The organism is Streptomyces sp. NPDC031340 (genome assembly GCF_055569945.1).
The window spans coordinates 12,544-28,287 of sequence record NZ_JBVIIE010000085.1; the positions used below are offsets into that span (position 1 = coordinate 12,544).

The window sequence follows — 15,744 nt, forward strand, 5'->3', positions numbered from 1 at the left end:
GGGGTGATGACAGGTGACGAGAGGTCAGAAAATCCAGCACCTATCCAGCACGGAAAAAAATCAAGGGGCCCGACCCCGAAGAGCCGGACCCCATTTGACCTGCTCGTTTGCCAGAGCAGCAAAGTGGTGCTAAGTCACCCGCTACACGTTGAAGCGGAACTCCACCACGTCGCCGTCCTGCATCACGTAGTCCTTGCCTTCCATGCGCGCCTTGCCCTTGGCGCGGGCCTCGGCGACCGAGCCGGTTTCCACCAGGTCGGCGAAGGAGATGACCTCCGCCTTGATGAAGCCCTTCTGGAAGTCGGTGTGGATGACACCGGCGGCCTCGGGGGCGGTGGCGCCCTTCTTGATGGTCCAGGCGCGGGTTTCCTTGGGGCCGGCCGTCAGGTAGGTCTGCAGGCCGAGGGTGTCGAAGCCGACGCGGGCGAGGGTGGCGAGGCCGGGCTCGTCCTGGCCGACGGACTGCAGGAGCTCCAGGGCCTCGTCCTCGTCCAGCTCGGCGAGGTCCGCCTCCAGCTTGGCGTTGAGGAAGATCGCCTCGGCGGGGGCGACCAGGGCGCGCTGCTCGTTCTTGAAGTCCTCGTCGGTCAGCTCGTCCTCGTCGACGTTGAAGACGTACAGGAACGGCTTGGTCGTCAGCAGGTGCAGATCGTGCAGGAGCTCGTCGCGCTCGGTGCCCTGGACGAGGCCGTGCGCGAAGAGGGTGTCACCCCGCTCCAGGATCTCCTTGGCCTCCTCGACGGCCTTGACCTTCGGGCCGACGTCCTTCTTGATCCGCGACTCCTTCTGCAGGCGCGGCAGGACCTTCTCGATCGTCTGCAGGTCGGCGAGGATCAGCTCGGTGTTGATCGTCTCGATGTCGTCCTTGGGTGAGACCTTGCCGTCGACGTGGACGACGTTCTCGTCCTTGAAGGCGCGGATGACCTGGCAGATCGCGTCCGACTCGCGGATGTTCGCGAGGAACTTGTTGCCGAGGCCCTCGCCCTCGGAGGCGCCGCGCACGATGCCCGCGATGTCCACGAAGTCGACCGTCGCCGGGAGGATGCGCTGCGAGCCGAAGATTTCGGCCAACTTGGCCAGCCGCGCGTCGGGCACGCCGACCACGCCGACGTTGGGCTCGATCGTGGCGAACGGGTAGTTGGCCGCGAGCACGTCGTTCTTGGTCAGGGCGTTGAACAGGGTCGACTTGCCGACATTCGGCAGACCGACGATTCCGATCGTGAGCGACACGTTGCGACTTCCCGTACGTGAGAGGGGGCTGGGCTGCGGGCCCGGTCCTTCTTCGGTGCGCGGGCGGGCCGATCCCCCAGTCTACGGCGTGTCGGCGGCGGCCCCGGTTCCGCGTCCGAGCCTGGCCGAGCTGCGTCCGTCGGCGTGTCTGAGGGGCTATTCGACACATAAACCGACCTAAGTTGGTCCAGTGGAGCATCACAGGACGCGACCCCCGCACAACGGACCGCGACGCGGCACACCGCCGCTGCCCTCGCAGGCGGCGCGCGGCGGGGGCGGTGGTGCGCGGCCGGGACAGCGCCGCCCGGCCCACCGGCCGCCGCCCCGGCCGGCGCCGGTGCGGCAGCCCGGGCCGCCGCCGGCCGCGGCGGAGCGACGGCTGCCGAACCCACGGCTGACCGGGCTGGGCGGCGGGCTGTTCAGCTGTGCGGCGATGTTCGCGCTCGGCTGCGTGGACGCGGTGTTGTTCGGGTCGTCCCTGACGGCCTACGGCGTGCTGTTCCTGCCGGTGTGCGCGCTGACCGCGGTGTGGGTCAGGCGGGGCGATCTGGGGACCGCGCCCGTCGTGGTGCCGATCGCCTTCACGCTCGGGCTCGCTGTGGTCGCCGACGGCGGAGGCGGGACGGCCGGCCGGCTGATGGGCCTGGTGACCGCCCTCGCCACGCAGGCGGGCTGGCTGTACGGGGGGACCCTGGTCGCCGGCGCGATCGCCGCCGCGCGCAGGCTGAGTCCGGCCGGCCGCGGGGCCGGAACCGGGGCCGGGGTCGCCCACCGCCGTCCGCCCGTGTGAGCCACGGCCATGCGGGGAGAGGAGGCCCACCCTGATCGCCGGACCTCGACGGACCTCGACGGCCCCGGTGGACGGCCCTGCTCGGCCGCCCCGCGCGACGGCCCTGACCGGCCGCCCTACTCGGCCGCCCGCATCGCCGCGCCCACGATCCCCGCGTTGTTCTGCAGCTGCGCCGGGACGACCTCCGCCTTGATGCCCTCGATGAAGTGCAGGAACTTCTGCGACTTGCGGCTGACGCCGCCGCCTATGACGAACAGCTCCGGAGAGAACAGCATCTCGACGTGGGCGAGGTACTTCTGGACGCGGCGCGCCCAGTGCTCCCAGGTCAGCTCCTCGTCGTCCTTGGCCTTGCTGGAGGCGCGCTTCTCCGCGTCGTGCCCGTGCAGCTCCAGGTGGCCCAGCTCGGTGTTGGGCACCAGGACGCCGTCGACGAACACCGCGCTGCCGATGCCGGTGCCGAAGGTCAGCAGGATGACCGTGCCCCGGCGGCCCTTGCCGGCGCCGAAACGCATCTCCGCCACGCCGGCCGCGTCCGCGTCGTTGACCACCGTGGTGGGCAGCCCGCCCAGCCGCTCGGTGAACAGGGCGCGGGCGTCGGTGTCTATCCAGCTCTTGTCGACGTTCGCCGCGGTGCGGACGGTCGCCCCGCCCGTGACCACGCCCGGGAAGGTCAGCCCGACCGGGCCGGTCCAGCCGAAGTGCTCGACGACCTGCCGCACGCCGTCCGCCACCCCGTCGGGTGTCGCCGGCTGCGGGGTGAGCACTTTGAAGCGCTCCTCCGCGAGGTCGCCCCTGTCCAGGTCCACAGGGGCGCCCTTGATTCCGGATCCACCGATGTCCACGCCGAAGATCTGCATGGCTCTACGTTACGACGAACGACTGACAGTCACTCCGCCGCGGTGCCCGTGCGCTCGGCGACGAGCGTCGCCGCCTCCTCGCGCAGGTCGCGGCGCAGCTCCTTCGGCAGCGAGAAGGTGATGGACTCCTCGGCGGTCTTGACGATCTCGACGTCCTCGAATCCGCGCCGCGCCAGCCACTCCAGCACCTGCTCGACCAGGATCTCCGGGACGGAGGCGCCGGAGGTGACGCCGACCGTGGACACGCCCTCCAGCCAGGCCTCGTCGATCTCGTCGGCGAAGTCCACCAGCCGGGCGTCGCGGGCGCCGGCCAGCTTGGCGACCTCCACCAGCCGCTTGGAGTTGGAGGAGTTGCGGGAGCCGACCACGACGACCAGGTCGGCCTCGGCGCCCATCTCCTTCACCGCGAGCTGGCGGTTCTGGGTGGCGTAGCAGATGTCGTCGCTGGGCGGGGAGATCATCTGCGGGAACTTCCGCTGCAGCGCGTCGACGGTCTCCATGGTCTCGTCGACCGACAGCGTGGTCTGCGACAGCCAGACGACCTTGGACGGGTCGCGGACCTCGACCTTCGCGACGTCCTCGGGCCCGTCGACGAGCTGGATGTGATCGGGGGCCTCGCCGGAGGTGCCGATGACCTCCTCGTGACCCTCGTGGCCGATCAGGAGGATGTCGTAGTCCTCGTTGGCGAAGCGGACGGCCTCCTTGTGGACCTTGGTCACCAGGGGGCAGGTCGCGTCGATGGTGGCGAGCCTGCCGCGCTCGGCCTCCTCGTGCACGACGGGCGCCACGCCGTGGGCGGAGAACATGACGATGTTGCCCGGCGGGACCTCCTCCGTCCGCTCGACGAAGATGGCGCCCTTCCTCTCCAGGGTCTGCACGACGTACTTGTTGTGCACGATCTCGTGGCGCACGTAGATCGGAGCCCCGTACTGCTCCAGGGCTTTCTCCACGGCGATCACGGCGCGGTCGACACCCGCGCAGTAGCCCCGGGGAGCGGCGAGCAGGACACGTCGGCCAGACGAAGCAGTCATGGCACCCATCGTAAGGCCGCGCCCGGGGCCGGAGATCACTCCCGGGGCGGGGCCGGGCCGAGGAGGCCGCGCTGTCGGTGGCGGCCGTTACCCTCGCGGCATGGCTGTCAACACGTCCGCGGAAACGCCCCTGCCCGTGGGGGAGGTCTCCCGGCTCATCGGGAGGTGGATCGACCGGCTCGGGGCCGTGTGGGTCGAGGGGCAGATCACCCAGCTGTCGCGGCGGCCCGGCGCCGGCGTCGTCTTCCTCACGCTGCGCGACCCGTCGTACGACATCTCCGTGGGCGTGACCTGCTACCGGCAGGTGTTCGACGCCGTCGCGGACGTGGTGAGCGAGGGCGCCCGGGTCGTCGTGCACGCCAAGCCGGAGTGGTACGCCCCGCGCGGGCAGCTGTCGCTGCGGGCCGCGGAGATACGGCCGGTGGGGGTCGGCGAGCTGCTCGCGCGGCTGGAACAGCTGAAGAAGTCCCTCGCCGCGGAGGGGCTGTTCGCGGCCGGGCGGAAGAAGCCGCTGCCCTTCCTGCCGCAGCTGATCGGGCTGGTGTGCGGGCGGGCGTCGGCCGCCGAGCGGGACGTGCTGGAGAACGCCCGGCACCGCTGGCCCGCCGTCCGCTTCGAGGTGCGCAACGTCGCCGTGCAGGGCGTGCACGCGGTGCCGCAGGTCGTGCAGGCGGTGAAGGAGCTCGACGCGCTCGACGACGTGGACGTGATCATCGTGGCGCGCGGCGGCGGAAGCGTGGAGGACCTGCTGCCCTTCTCCGACGAGCAGCTGGTCCGCGCGGTCGCCTCCTGCCGTACGCCGGTGGTCTCCGCCATCGGGCACGAGCCCGACAGCCCGCTGCTGGACTTCGTGGCCGACCTGCGGGCGTCCACCCCGACCGACGCGGCGAAGAAGGTCGTGCCGGACGTGGGCGAGGAGTACGAGCGGGTGCGGCTGCTGCGCGACCGGGCACGGCGCTGCATGGCGGCGTTCGTGGAGCGGGAGGAGCGGGGGCTGGCGCACGCGCTGTCCCGGCCGGCGATGGAGGACCCGCACCGGATGATCGACGCACGCGCCGCCGACGTGGACGCGCTGCTCGAGCGCGGGCGGCGCTGCTTCGGCCATCAGCTCGACCGCGGCCTGTCGGAGCTGACGCACACGCACGCGCGCGTGGTGGCCCTCTCCCCCGCCGCGACCCTCAAGCGCGGGTACGCGGTGCTGCAGCGGGCGGACGGCCACGTCGTCCGCGCCCCGGACGAGGTCACGCCCGAGGAGGCGCTGCGGGCGCGGGTGGCCGAGGGCGAGTTCACGGTTCGAGTCGACACATAGGGTGGGCGGATGACCAGCAAGGCGGATGAGGCGCTCGGGTACGAGCAGGCGCGGGACGAGCTGATCGAGGTCGTACGGCGGCTGGAGGCGGGCGGGACGACGCTGGAGGAGTCCCTCGCGCTGTGGGAGCGCGGCGAGGAGCTGGCGAAGGTCTGCCGGCGCTGGCTGGAGGGGGCGCGGGCGCGGCTGGACGCGGCGCTGGCGGAGAAGGAAGAGGCCGAGGGCGACGGCGACGGCGACGGGGCGTAGCTGCCGCGCCGTCGGCGGCCTGTCGTCGCCCTGACGTCCGTCGGCGCGTCCGGGTGCGGCTGCTGCGGCTCGCGTCCGGGTGCGGCTACTTCAGTTTCAGCGCGCGCGCCATCTCGGTCAGCTGCCCGAACGAGCCGGTGCCCGCCACCACGGTCGTCGAGCCCTTGCCCGGCAGCACCAGCGCGTCGTACCGGCCGCCGCTGTAGTGCTTCCACGTCCGGCCGTCAATCTTCTGGGTGACTTCGGTCGCCCGCGCGCCCTGGCTGGCCTCGTCGATGAAGACGGCCGGCTTCTGAGTCGACTGCTCGATCTGCACGTACTGGTCGTCGGGGGTGTGGAAGCCCAGATGCCACGAATCGAAGTGGTCGCCCCGGAAGCGCACCGAGGTCGCCTTCCAGGTCTCCGGCAGGCCCTCCGGCGCGGCGACCGGGTACGACGCCGCACGGCGCGCGGTGAGCAGCTCGACCCGGTAGTCGACCCGCTTGAGGTCCGGTGCCGAGTCGTCGTGCGGGATGAAGACGTAGATGACCGCCGCCGCGATCCCGATCAGGCCCAGGGAAAGAATCATGTCCCGGACCGTCTTCTGCTTGCCGTTCGAACCTGCCACGCCCCCTATGGTCGCAGGTGCCCGGCGCGCTCATCCGTGGGCCCCCCTGCTCATTTTGTATGCTCGACGATAGAGTCGGGGGTAACCCTCATCCGGCCGTCGTCGTATCAGAAAGGTGCGCTCCGATGACCGAAAACCATCATCTGCCGTCCGAGCTCGAAGTGCCCAGCGAAGCCCCCGACCGCAACCTCGCCCTGGAACTCGTCCGGGTGACCGAAGCCGCCGCGATGGCCGCCGGCCGCTGGGTCGGGCGCGGCGAGAAGAACGGCGCCGACGGTGCCGCGGTGCGCGCCATGCGGACCCTCGTGTCCACGGTCTCGATGAACGGCGTCGTCGTCATCGGCGAGGGCGAGAAGGACGAAGCCCCGATGCTGTTCAACGGGGAGCGCGTCGGCGACGGGACCGGTCCCGAGTGCGACATCGCCGTCGACCCCATCGACGGCACCACGCTGACCGCCAAGGGCATGCCGAACGCGATCGCCGTGCTGGCCGCGGCCGACCGCGGGTCGATGTTCGACCCGTCCGCCGTGTTCTACATGGACAAACTGGTCACCGGCCCGGAGGCCGCCGACTTCGTCGACATCGACGCACCCATTTCGGTGAACATCCGCCGGGTCGCCAAGGCAAAGCGCTCCACCCCCGAGGACGTGACCGTCGTCATCCTGGACCGGCCGCGCCACCAGGGCCTCATCCAGGAGATCCGCGAGGCCGGCGCGCGCATCAAGCTGATCTCCGACGGCGACGTCGCCGGGTCGATCTACGCGCTGCGCGAGGGCACCGGCGTCGACATGCTGCTCGGTATCGGCGGCACGCCCGAGGGCATCATCTCGGCCTGCGCCGTGAAGTGCCTGGGCGGCACGATCCAGGGCAAGCTGTGGCCCAAGGACGACGAGGAGCGGCAGCGGGCGATCGACGCGGGGCACGACCTGGACCGCGTGCTGACCACCGACGACCTGGTCTCCGGCGAGAACGTCTTCTTCGTCGCGACCGGCATCACCGACGGCGAGCTGCTGCGCGGCGTGCGGTACCGGTCCGAGACCGCCGTCACCGACTCGATCGTGATGCGGTCGAAGTCCGGGACGGTGCGGCGGATCAACTCCGAGCACCGACTGAGCAAGCTGCGGGCCTACAGCGCGATCGACTTCGACCGGGCCAAGTAGCGCGGGCGGCGCGACGGCGCGCGAACTGCCCGCAGAGGCAGGCCGCCAGGGCCCTCCGGAGGCCCGAGAGGCCCACAGAGGCCACAGGGGCCGCCCGCAGGGGCTGCCGGCGGCTGCCGCGCTCAGCAGGCCGAGGGGCGCCCTCTGGTGCGGAGAGGGCGCCCCTCGGCGTAGCCGGCGGTTATCCCGCGGCCGCTATACGGGCCGCCCTGGCCGCCTTCTTCAGCTCCATGTCCCGGCGGCGGCGCCGGGCCAGGACCACGCGGCGCTCCGCGGCGGTGAGACCGCCCCAGACGCCGTACGGCTCGGGCTGCAGCAACGCGTGCTCGCGGCACTCGACCATGACCGGGCAGCGCGCACAGACGCGCTTGGCCGCCTCCTCGCGGGACAGCCGGGCCGCGGTGGGCTCCTTGGAGGGGGCGAAGAACAGGCCGGCCTCGTCGCGGCGGCACACCGCCTCGGTGTGCCAGGGCGCGTCTTGGTCCCTGTCTCGCACTGGCACCCGCTGGGCCGGCACGGCAGCTACCTGCAGGGACGAATGCGGCGGTTGCAGCACGGTCTACTCCTGACGACGGCTTCGCGAGCGAGAGACGATGCAGCAAGGCCTACCCGCTGTACGCGTGCCTATGCACTGAGTCCCCGACCGCCGACGGCCCCCGCGCCGCGGCCCGGCACCGCCACTCGCCAGCCCCGCCCGCCACCGCCGTCGCCGTGTCGCGCGAGGGCCCGGACCGCGGCCGGGTTCACGACCGTCAACGATCCAGGTGTCTGCGCAAACCCTTGTCGACCTTGCGCTGCACCCGGTCGAGGATGTCCGCGACGAGCTTGCCCCGCTTCGGCCGCCCCTCCACGTTGCCCAGCACGGCCCAGCCGTCGATGTAGACCACCGGCGCCTCGGGTTCGGGCGAATCGAGCGCGTCCACCTCGAAGTTGCCGAGCACACCGCCGCCGGTGCCGCGCAGCGACACGTTCTCCGGGACGCGGACCTGGATGTCACCGAAGACCGAGATCGCCTTGATCATGACCTGCTGGTGCTCGAAGAGCGCCTCGCTGAGGTCTATCTCCACGCTGCCGAAGACCGCGTACGCGTGGATACGGCGCCCGGCGCGCCAGCGGCCCCGGCGGGCGGCGGCGGAGAAGACCGCGACCACGCTGTCGTCGGCGTCCGCCGGTATCGCGCCGGGGGAGGGGCGGCCCGGGGCCGCGGCGAACGCCGGCGCGTCGCGGCGCTGGTGCGCGCCCGGCAGGTCCTTCACCAGGGGCTCGAGCTGGCCGACGGTCTTGGCCCGGTAGACCTCCTCGACCCGCTCGGCGTGCTCCTCGGCGGTCAGGCGGCCCTCGGCCAGGGCCTCGCGCAGGATGTCGGCGATACGGTCGCGGTCGGCGTCGGAGGCGCGCAACTCGGAGACGGCGGGCGCGGGCGGCTGCTTCTGAAGGTCCACGGCAGCAGCGTACCGAAACGCGATAGATCGCGACTACCCCTCGTCCCTCGCCTGTGGAAAACCCGTGCCGCCGCGACCTGCCGCCGCGGACTGAGCCCAACCTCACAGGTTCCGCGGCGACGGCAGGTCCTACGCTGGTGAGCGCCCGTCGGCGCTGACGGGCCGCCGTCCGTCGAGTGAGGAATGGGCACGATGCCGAGTAGTTCCCCCCCACCCAACCCTGCGTTCGCATACACCGATCTGCTCCCCCAGGGAGAGGACACCACCCCCTACCGGCTGGTGACCTCCGAAGGTGTCTCCACCTTCGAGGCCGACGGGCGGACTTTCCTCAAGGTGGAGCCGGAGGCGCTGCGCAAGCTGGCCGAGGAGGCCGTTCACGACATCCAGCACTACCTGCGCCCGGCCCACCTCGCGCAGCTGCGCCGGATCATCGACGACCCGGAGGCCAGCGCCAACGACAAGTTCGTCGCCCTGGACCTGCTGAAGAACGCCAACATCGCGGCCGCCGGCGTGCTGCCGATGTGCCAGGACACCGGCACGGCGATCGTCATGGGCAAGCGCGGGCAGAACGTGCTCACCGAGGGCCGTGACGAGGAGGCCCTCAGTCGCGGCGTCTTCGACGCCTACACCAAGCTGAACCTGCGCTACTCGCAGATGGCTCCGCTGACCATGTGGGAGGAGAAGAACACCGGCTCCAACCTCCCCGCCCAGATCGAGCTGTACGCCACCGACGGCGGCGCCTACAAGTTCCTGTTCATGGCGAAGGGCGGCGGCTCCGCCAACAAGTCGTTCCTCTACCAGGAGACGAAGGCCGTCCTGAACGAGGCCTCCATGATGAAGTTCCTGGAGGAGAAGATCCGTTCGCTGGGCACGGCCGCCTGCCCGCCGTACCACCTGGCGATCGTGGTCGGCGGCACGAGCGCGGAGTACGCCCTGAAGACCGCCAAGTACGCCTCCGCCCACTACCTGGACAACCTGCCCGCCGAGGGCTCGCCGCTCGGCCACGGCTTCCGGGACAAGGAGCTGGAGGAGAAGGTCTTCGAGCTCACCCAGAAGATCGGGATCGGCGCGCAGTTCGGCGGCAAGTACTTCTGCCACGACGTGCGCGTGGTGCGCCTGCCGCGGCACGGCGCGTCCTGCCCGGTCGCGATCGCGGTGTCCTGCTCCGCGGACCGCCAGGCGGTCGCGAAGATCACCGCCGAGGGCGTCTTCCTGGAGCAGCTGGAGACCGACCCGGCGCGGTTCCTGCCGGAGACGACGGACGAGCACCTGGACGAGTCCTCCGACGTCGTCCGGATCGACCTCAACCAGCCGATGGACACGATCCTCGCCGAGCTGACCAAGTACCCGGTGAAGACGCGCCTGTCGCTGACCGGCCCGCTGGTCGTGGCCCGCGACATCGCGCACGCCAAGATCAAGGAGCGGCTGGACGCGGGCGAGGAGATGCCGCAGTACCTCAAGGACCACCCGGTGTACTACGCGGGCCCCGCGAAGACGCCGGAGGGCTACGCGTCCGGCTCCTTCGGCCCGACGACGGCCGGCCGCATGGACTCCTACGTCGAGCAGTTCCAGGCGGCGGGCGGGTCCAAGGTGATGCTCGCCAAGGGCAACCGGAGCAAGCAGGTCACCGACGCGTGTGCCGCGCACGGCGGCTTCTACCTCGGCTCCATCGGCGGCCCGGCGGCGCGCCTCGCGCAGGACTGCATCAAGAAGGTCGAGGTCCTCGAGTACGAGGAGCTGGGCATGGAGGCGGTGTGGAAGATCGAGGTGGAGGACTTCCCGGCGTTCGTCGTCGTCGACGACAAGGGCAACGACTTCTTCCAGGATCCGGCTCCGCAGCCGACGTTCACGTCGATTCCGGTGCGGGGGCCTGGGCTGGCGTAGTGCCGGCGGGCGCGGCGGGGGGCTGATTCCGCCCCCGCCGCCCCTTCCCGTCCCGTCCCCAGGGGCTCCGCCCCTTCGACCCCGCTCCCGGGGCTCCGCCCCGGACCCTGCGGGGGCTGCGCCCCCTGCACCCCCTACGGCCTCCGGCTGAGGGGCGCCCCTGCCCCGGACCCTGCGGGGGCTCCGCCCCCTGCACCCCCGTGCGGCCCTGAACGGGCCTCGTCCTCAAACGCCGGACGGGCTGAGGGGCGCCCTCCGCCCCGGACCCCGCGGGGGCTCCGCACCCTGCACCCCCGTGCGGCCCTGAACAGGCCTCGTCCTCAAACGCCGGACGGGCTGAGGGGTGCCCTCCGCCCCGGACCCGGCGGAGGGTGCGCCCCCTGCAACTCCGTTCGGCCCTGGACGGGCCTGTCCTCGAGCGCTGGACGGTGACAACTTGCCCGGGTGGGGAACAGGGGGTCCGTCGTCGGTGCTGTGGGACGTGGAGGTGATCGTCGATGGGCGACGAGCAGGGCAGGGGCGAGTTTCGGATCGAGCGGGATTCCATGGGCGAGGTGCGGGTGCCGGTGGATGCCAAGTGGCGGGCGCAGACGCAGCGGGCCGTGGAGAACTTCCCCGTCTCCGGGCAGCGCATCGAGCGTGCCCACATCGAGGCGCTCGCCCGGATCAAGGGCGCCGCCGCCAGGGTGAACGCGCGGCTCGGGGTGCTCGACAAGGACGTCGCCGAGGCGATCCAGGAGGCGGCGGCGGAGGTCGCCCGGGGTGAGTGGGACGAGCACTTTCCCGTCGACGTCTTCCAGACCGGGTCCGGCACCTCGTCCAACATGAACGCCAACGAGGTCATCGCCACCCTGGCGAGCGAGCGCCTCGGGCGGGCCGTGCATCCGAACGACCACGTCAACGCCTCGCAGTCGTCCAACGACGTCTTCCCGTCCTCGATCCACATCGCCGCCACCGCCGCCGTCACCCGCGACCTGATCCCGGCGCTGGAGCACCTCGCCGCCGCCCTGGAGCGCAAGTCGGAGGAGTTCGCCGACGTCGTGAAGGCGGGGCGCACGCACCTGATGGACGCCACGCCCGTGACACTGGGCCAGGAGTTCGGCGGGTACGCCGCCCAGGTGCGCTACGGCGTGGAGCGGCTGTACTCCTCGCTGCCCCGGCTCGCCGAGCTGCCCCTCGGCGGCACCGCCGTGGGCACCGGCATCAACACCCCGCCCGGGTTCTCCGCCGCGGTGATCGAGGAGGTCGCCCGGGTCACCGGGCTCCCGCTCACCGAGGCCCGCGACCATTTCGAGGCGCAGGGCGCGCGGGACGGGATCGTCGAAACCAGCGGGCAGCTGCGGACCGTCGCCGTGGGGCTGACGAAGATCGCCAACGACCTGCGGTGGATGTCGTCCGGGCCGCGCACCGGACTGGCCGAGATCAGCCTGCCGGATCTCCAGCCCGGCTCGTCGATCATGCCGGGCAAGGTCAACCCGGTCGTCCCCGAGGCCGTGCTCATGGTCGCCGCGCAGGTGGTCGGCAACGACGCCACCGTCGCCACCGCCGGGGCGTCGGGCAACTTCGAGCTGAACGTGATGCTCCCGGTGATCGCCAAGAACGTGCTGGAGTCGGTGCGGCTGCTCGCGAACGTCACCCGGCTGCTGGCCGACCGCACCGTCGACGGGATCGTCGCCGACCGCGAGCGCGCCCGTGAGTACGCCGAGTCGTCGCCCTCGGTGGTCACCCCGCTCAACAAGTACATCGGGTACGAGGAGGCCGCGAAGGTCGCCAAGAAGTCGCTGTCGGAGCGCAGGACGATCCGTCAGGTCGTCCTGGAGGGCGGCTACGTGGAGCGCGGGGACCTGACCGTCGAACAGCTCGACGAGGCCCTCGATGTCCTGCGTATGACGCGTCCGTAACCTTTCGCGGCGGCGCCGTGAACCGTGCCGCGTTCCGCGGCGTCGTATGCCTGGGGCACCTAAAATCTGTTCATGGCAGAGGGCGGAGCGGTGAGAGCGGTGAGAGCGGACGGGGAATCGGACGGGACCACGGCGTTCTGGGCGCCCGGGAGCCAGATCCTGTGGCGGTACCGGGAGAACGCCGGCGAGCGCTTCCACATCGCGCGCCCGGTCACCGTCGTACAGGACGACGAGGAGGTCCTCGCCGTCTGGATGGCGCCCGGGACGGAGTGCGTGAAGCCGGTGCTCGCGGACGGCACCCCGCTGCACCGGGAGCCGCTGCGGTCCCGGTACACCAAGCCGCGGACCGTCCGGCGCGACCGGTGGTTCGGCACGGGCGTGCTGAAGCTGGCCCGGCCGGGCGAACCGTGGTCGGTGTGGCTGTTCTGGGAGCCGGGATGGACGTTCAAGAACTGGTACGTGAACCTGGAGCAGCCGCTGGCCCGCTGGGAGGGCGGAGTGGACTCCCAGGACCACTTCCTGGACATCTCGGTGCGCCCGGACCGCACTTGGTGCTGGCACGACGAGGACGAGTTCGCGCAGGCCCAGCGGGACGGGCTGATGGACGCCCGGCTCGCCGAGCGGGTGCGGGAGGCGGGCGCGTCGGCGGTGGAGGTGATCCGCGCCTGGGGGCCGCCGTTCTCGGAGGGCTGGCAGAACTGGCGCCCGGATCCGTCCTGGGAGGTACCGTCTCTGCCGGAGGACTGGGACCGTACGCCCGCGCACGTGTCCGCATGAGACCCTTGCTGCGCCCCCGGCCCACAACCGTAGGATCGTCCTCCGCAAGGGCGCACAGTGGCAACTCCCGGAGCATGCGCTGGGCTTGACGACGTCACCGAGGGGCGGCAGGACGTGAGCGAGGGGTACGAGGGGAACACCGGCGCGAGTCGCGAGAGAGTCGCCGGTGACACAGGAACAACCTCTGACCACGCGGGAATTCCGTTCCGGGGACACGTATTCCGGGTATCGGGATTCCTGCGGGACGAACTGCACGCGCGGCGCGCAGCCCCGGACGGACGGATTCGACACGCGTGACGGAGCAGCCCATCTCCTTCGAACACCCGCAGCCGGGCGCCGACCCGGCGGACCCTCGCGGGGCGCTCCTGCACACCCCGACGCCGGCCGCGCCGTCGGCCGGTGCCGCCGCCTTACCGCTGCAGGCGCGCACGGGTGAGACGCCCTCGACGCCGGGTGCGGCCGTGCCGCGCGGCGCGGGCGCGGACCCCGTCGGCACCGACCCCGAGCACTCCCAGCCCGCCGGCGTCGAGCCCGGCACCCACCGTCCGCGGCCGGTGTCCGAGACGATCCCGGTCCAGCCGGGCGGCGAGCCGGAGCGGCCGCAGGCCGGTCCGGGCCCGGACCGGCGCACCGGTCAGGGGCTGCCGCCGGGGCGGCCCACGCCCATGCGGCGGGACGGGGACCGGCTGCGGTTCGTGGGGGCCGCGACCCGGCGGATCGCCCGCGGCATCGACCTGGACGAGATCGTCATGGGGCTGTGCCGGGCCACCGTGCCGACCTTCTCCGACGCGATCCTCGTCTACCTGCGCGATCCGCTGCCGGTCGGCGACGAGCGGCCCACCGGCCCGCTGCTGCTGCGGCTGCGCCGCACCGACCGGATCCCGGCGGAGCGGGACACCGAGGGCGGCTTCTCGGCGGTGCCGCAGGCGGAGTCGCCGGACTTCCCGGAGCTCGCGGCGTTCGGTGCGGAACTGTGCGAGGTGCGGACCGGCAGCGCGCTCGCCGAGGTGCTGCGGGGAGTCCGCCCGGTCTTCACGGACGCGCCCGCCGCGCGCGCGGCGCTGCCGGAGCTCCTCGGCGACGGCGGCGAGTTCTCCGTGCCCGACGGGCAGCGGGCGATCCTCGCCCCGCTGCGCGGCCGGCGCCGGGTGATCGGCGCCGCGCTGTTCCTGCGCCGCCCGGAGCGGCTCGCCTTCGAGGCGGACGACCTGCTGGTGGCGGCCCAGCTCGCCACGCACAGCGCGCTCGGCATCGACAAGGCCGTGCTGTACGGGCGTGAGGCGTACATCGCCGACGAGCTGCAGCGCACCATGCTGCCGGAGACGCTGCCCCGCCCGACGGGCGTGCGGCTGGCTTCGCGTTACCTGCCGGCCGCCGAGACCGCGCGGGTCGGCGGCGACTGGTACGACGCGATCCCGCTGCCGGGCAGCCGGGTCGCGCTGGTCGTGGGGGACGTGATGGGGCACTCCATGACGTCGGCCGCGATCATGGGCCAGCTGCGGACCACGGCGCAGACCCTGGCGGGCCTGGACCTGCCGCCGCAGGAGGTGCTGCACCACCTCGACGAGCAGGCGCAGCGGCTCGGCACGGACCGCATGGCGACCTGCCTGTACGCCGTCTACGACCCGGTCGCCCACCGGATCACCATCGCCAACGCCGGCCATCCGCCGCCCGTGCTGCTGCACCTGGGCGGCCGGGCGGAGGTGCTGCGGGTGCCGCCGGGGGCGCCGATCGGGGTGGGCGGCGTCGACTTCGAGGCCGTGGAGCTGGAGGCGCCCGCCGGGGCGACCCTGCTGCTGTACACCGACGGCCTGGTCGAGTCCCGGCTGCGGGACGTGTGGACGGGCATAGAGCAGCTGCGCGAGAAGCTCGCCGCGACCGCGCAGCTGACCGGGCCCGACCATCCGCCGCCGCTGGAGGCGCTGTGCGACGAGGTGCTGGACATGCTCGGCCCGGGCGACCGGGACGACGACATCGCGCTGCTCGCCGCCCGCTTCGACGGAATCGCGCCCAGCGACGTGGCGTACTGGTTCCTGGAGCCGGAGGACGCGGCGCCCGGCCGGGCCCGTCGGCTGGCCCGGCGGGCGCTGGCCCGCTGGGACATGGAGGAGCTGAGTGACTCCGTGGAGCTGCTGGTCAGCGAGGTCGTCACGAACGCGGTGCGGTACTCGTCGCGGCCGGTCACGCTGCGGCTGCTGCGGACCGACGTGCTGCGCTGCGAGGTCGGCGACGACGTGCCGCAGCTGCCGCGGCTGCGGCAGGCCCGGGCGACCGACGAGGGCGGGCGCGGGCTGTACCTGGTGAACAAGATGGCCAGGCGGTGGGGGGCGACGCGGCTGAGCACCGGGAAGGTGGTCTGGTTCGAGCTGAACCGCACGTAGGCCCCCTCCTGGGCCCCCACCGGCCCCAGGAACGCGTGGAGGGGGGGCGGGGGGGGGGGGGGGGGGGGGGGGGGGGCGCGCGGGGGGGGGGGGGGGTGGGGGGGGGTGGGGAGGCGTCACCGGTTG

The 15,744-nt window shown here is 72.2% G+C and carries 14 protein-coding genes; 8 read left to right on the forward strand and 6 right to left on the reverse strand.

The window, feature by feature from the left end; all coding sequences use genetic code 11:
• Positions 1-141: 141 nt before the first annotated feature.
• The gene (gene ychF, locus ACZ5GT_RS38445; protein ID WP_469035935.1) at positions 142-1,230 is read right to left on the reverse strand and encodes a redox-regulated ATPase YchF; all 1,089 of its coding nucleotides are present in this window, start codon (positions 1,228-1,230) and stop codon (positions 142-144) included.
• A 190-nt stretch (positions 1,231-1,420) separates the two neighbouring features.
• Between ychF and ACZ5GT_RS38450 the strand changes: the two genes are divergently transcribed.
• A complete protein-coding gene (locus ACZ5GT_RS38450; RefSeq protein ID WP_469035937.1) occupies positions 1,421-2,020 on the forward strand; it encodes a DUF6542 domain-containing protein in 600 nt (199 codons plus the stop codon).
• A gap of 116 nt (positions 2,021-2,136) precedes the next feature.
• Here ACZ5GT_RS38450 and ppgK read toward each other — a convergent pair whose 3' ends face one another.
• The gene (ppgK, locus tag ACZ5GT_RS38455) at positions 2,137-2,877 is read right to left on the reverse strand and encodes a polyphosphate--glucose phosphotransferase (RefSeq protein ID WP_469035938.1); all 741 of its coding nucleotides are present in this window, start codon (positions 2,875-2,877) and stop codon (positions 2,137-2,139) included.
• A 29-nt stretch (positions 2,878-2,906) separates the two neighbouring features.
• Positions 2,907-3,917: a 4-hydroxy-3-methylbut-2-enyl diphosphate reductase gene (locus tag ACZ5GT_RS38460; protein WP_469035940.1), complete on the reverse strand. Its 1,011-nt coding sequence runs from the start codon at positions 3,915-3,917 to the stop codon at positions 2,907-2,909.
• 91 nt (positions 3,918-4,008) lie between these two features.
• Between ACZ5GT_RS38460 and xseA the strand changes: the two genes are divergently transcribed.
• Positions 4,009-5,217 carry an exodeoxyribonuclease VII large subunit gene (gene xseA / locus ACZ5GT_RS38465; RefSeq protein WP_469035942.1) on the forward strand — a complete coding sequence of 403 codons (1,209 nt, stop codon included), beginning with the start codon at positions 4,009-4,011 and terminating at the stop codon, positions 5,215-5,217.
• A 9-nt stretch (positions 5,218-5,226) separates the two neighbouring features.
• Complete coding sequence (locus ACZ5GT_RS38470) at positions 5,227-5,466, forward strand: exodeoxyribonuclease VII small subunit (RefSeq protein WP_469035944.1); 240 nt, start codon at positions 5,227-5,229, stop codon at positions 5,464-5,466.
• A gap of 85 nt (positions 5,467-5,551) precedes the next feature.
• Here ACZ5GT_RS38470 and ACZ5GT_RS38475 read toward each other — a convergent pair whose 3' ends face one another.
• Positions 5,552-6,073 (reverse strand): DUF4245 domain-containing protein, encoded by a 522-nt coding sequence (locus tag ACZ5GT_RS38475; protein ID WP_469035945.1) that lies wholly within the window; start codon positions 6,071-6,073, stop codon positions 5,552-5,554.
• A 125-nt stretch (positions 6,074-6,198) separates the two neighbouring features.
• Between ACZ5GT_RS38475 and glpX the strand changes: the two genes are divergently transcribed.
• Entirely contained in the window at positions 6,199-7,233 is a 1,035-nt protein-coding gene (gene glpX, locus ACZ5GT_RS38480) for a class II fructose-bisphosphatase (protein ID WP_469035946.1), read from the forward strand.
• Between the two features lie 181 nt (positions 7,234-7,414).
• Here the strand turns inward: glpX and ACZ5GT_RS38485 are convergent, their stop codons facing one another.
• Together ACZ5GT_RS38485 and ACZ5GT_RS38490 are read right to left on the reverse strand one after the other, a co-directional pair.
• The gene (locus ACZ5GT_RS38485) at positions 7,415-7,789 is read right to left on the reverse strand and encodes a WhiB family transcriptional regulator (RefSeq protein ID WP_360742045.1); all 375 of its coding nucleotides are present in this window, start codon (positions 7,787-7,789) and stop codon (positions 7,415-7,417) included.
• 196 nt (positions 7,790-7,985) lie between these two features.
• On the reverse strand, positions 7,986-8,675 hold the full coding sequence (locus ACZ5GT_RS38490) for a DUF1707 SHOCT-like domain-containing protein (RefSeq protein ID WP_469035948.1): 690 nt from the start codon (positions 8,673-8,675) through the stop codon (positions 7,986-7,988).
• Positions 8,676-8,867: 192 nt separating this feature from the next.
• Here ACZ5GT_RS38490 and ACZ5GT_RS38495 point away from each other — a divergent pair, with 192 nt between their 5' ends.
• The 4 genes from ACZ5GT_RS38495 to ACZ5GT_RS38510 all read left to right on the forward strand — a co-directional run bounded on the left by ACZ5GT_RS38495 (position 8,868) and on the right by ACZ5GT_RS38510 (position 15,618).
• Positions 8,868-10,559, forward strand: a complete 1,692-nt coding sequence (locus tag ACZ5GT_RS38495; RefSeq protein ID WP_469035950.1) for a fumarate hydratase — start codon at positions 8,868-8,870, stop codon at positions 10,557-10,559.
• Between the two features lie 497 nt (positions 10,560-11,056).
• Positions 11,057-12,460 (forward strand): class II fumarate hydratase, encoded by a 1,404-nt coding sequence (locus tag ACZ5GT_RS38500; protein ID WP_469035953.1) that lies wholly within the window; start codon positions 11,057-11,059, stop codon positions 12,458-12,460.
• A 72-nt stretch (positions 12,461-12,532) separates the two neighbouring features.
• Positions 12,533-13,237: a cytidylyl-2-hydroxypropylphosphonate hydrolase gene (fomD, locus tag ACZ5GT_RS38505; RefSeq protein WP_469035957.1), complete on the forward strand. Its 705-nt coding sequence runs from the start codon at positions 12,533-12,535 to the stop codon at positions 13,235-13,237.
• 293 nt (positions 13,238-13,530) lie between these two features.
• Complete coding sequence (locus tag ACZ5GT_RS38510; RefSeq protein WP_469035960.1) at positions 13,531-15,618, forward strand: SpoIIE family protein phosphatase; 2,088 nt, start codon at positions 13,531-13,533, stop codon at positions 15,616-15,618.
• The last annotated feature ends 126 nt before the right edge of the window (positions 15,619-15,744 follow it).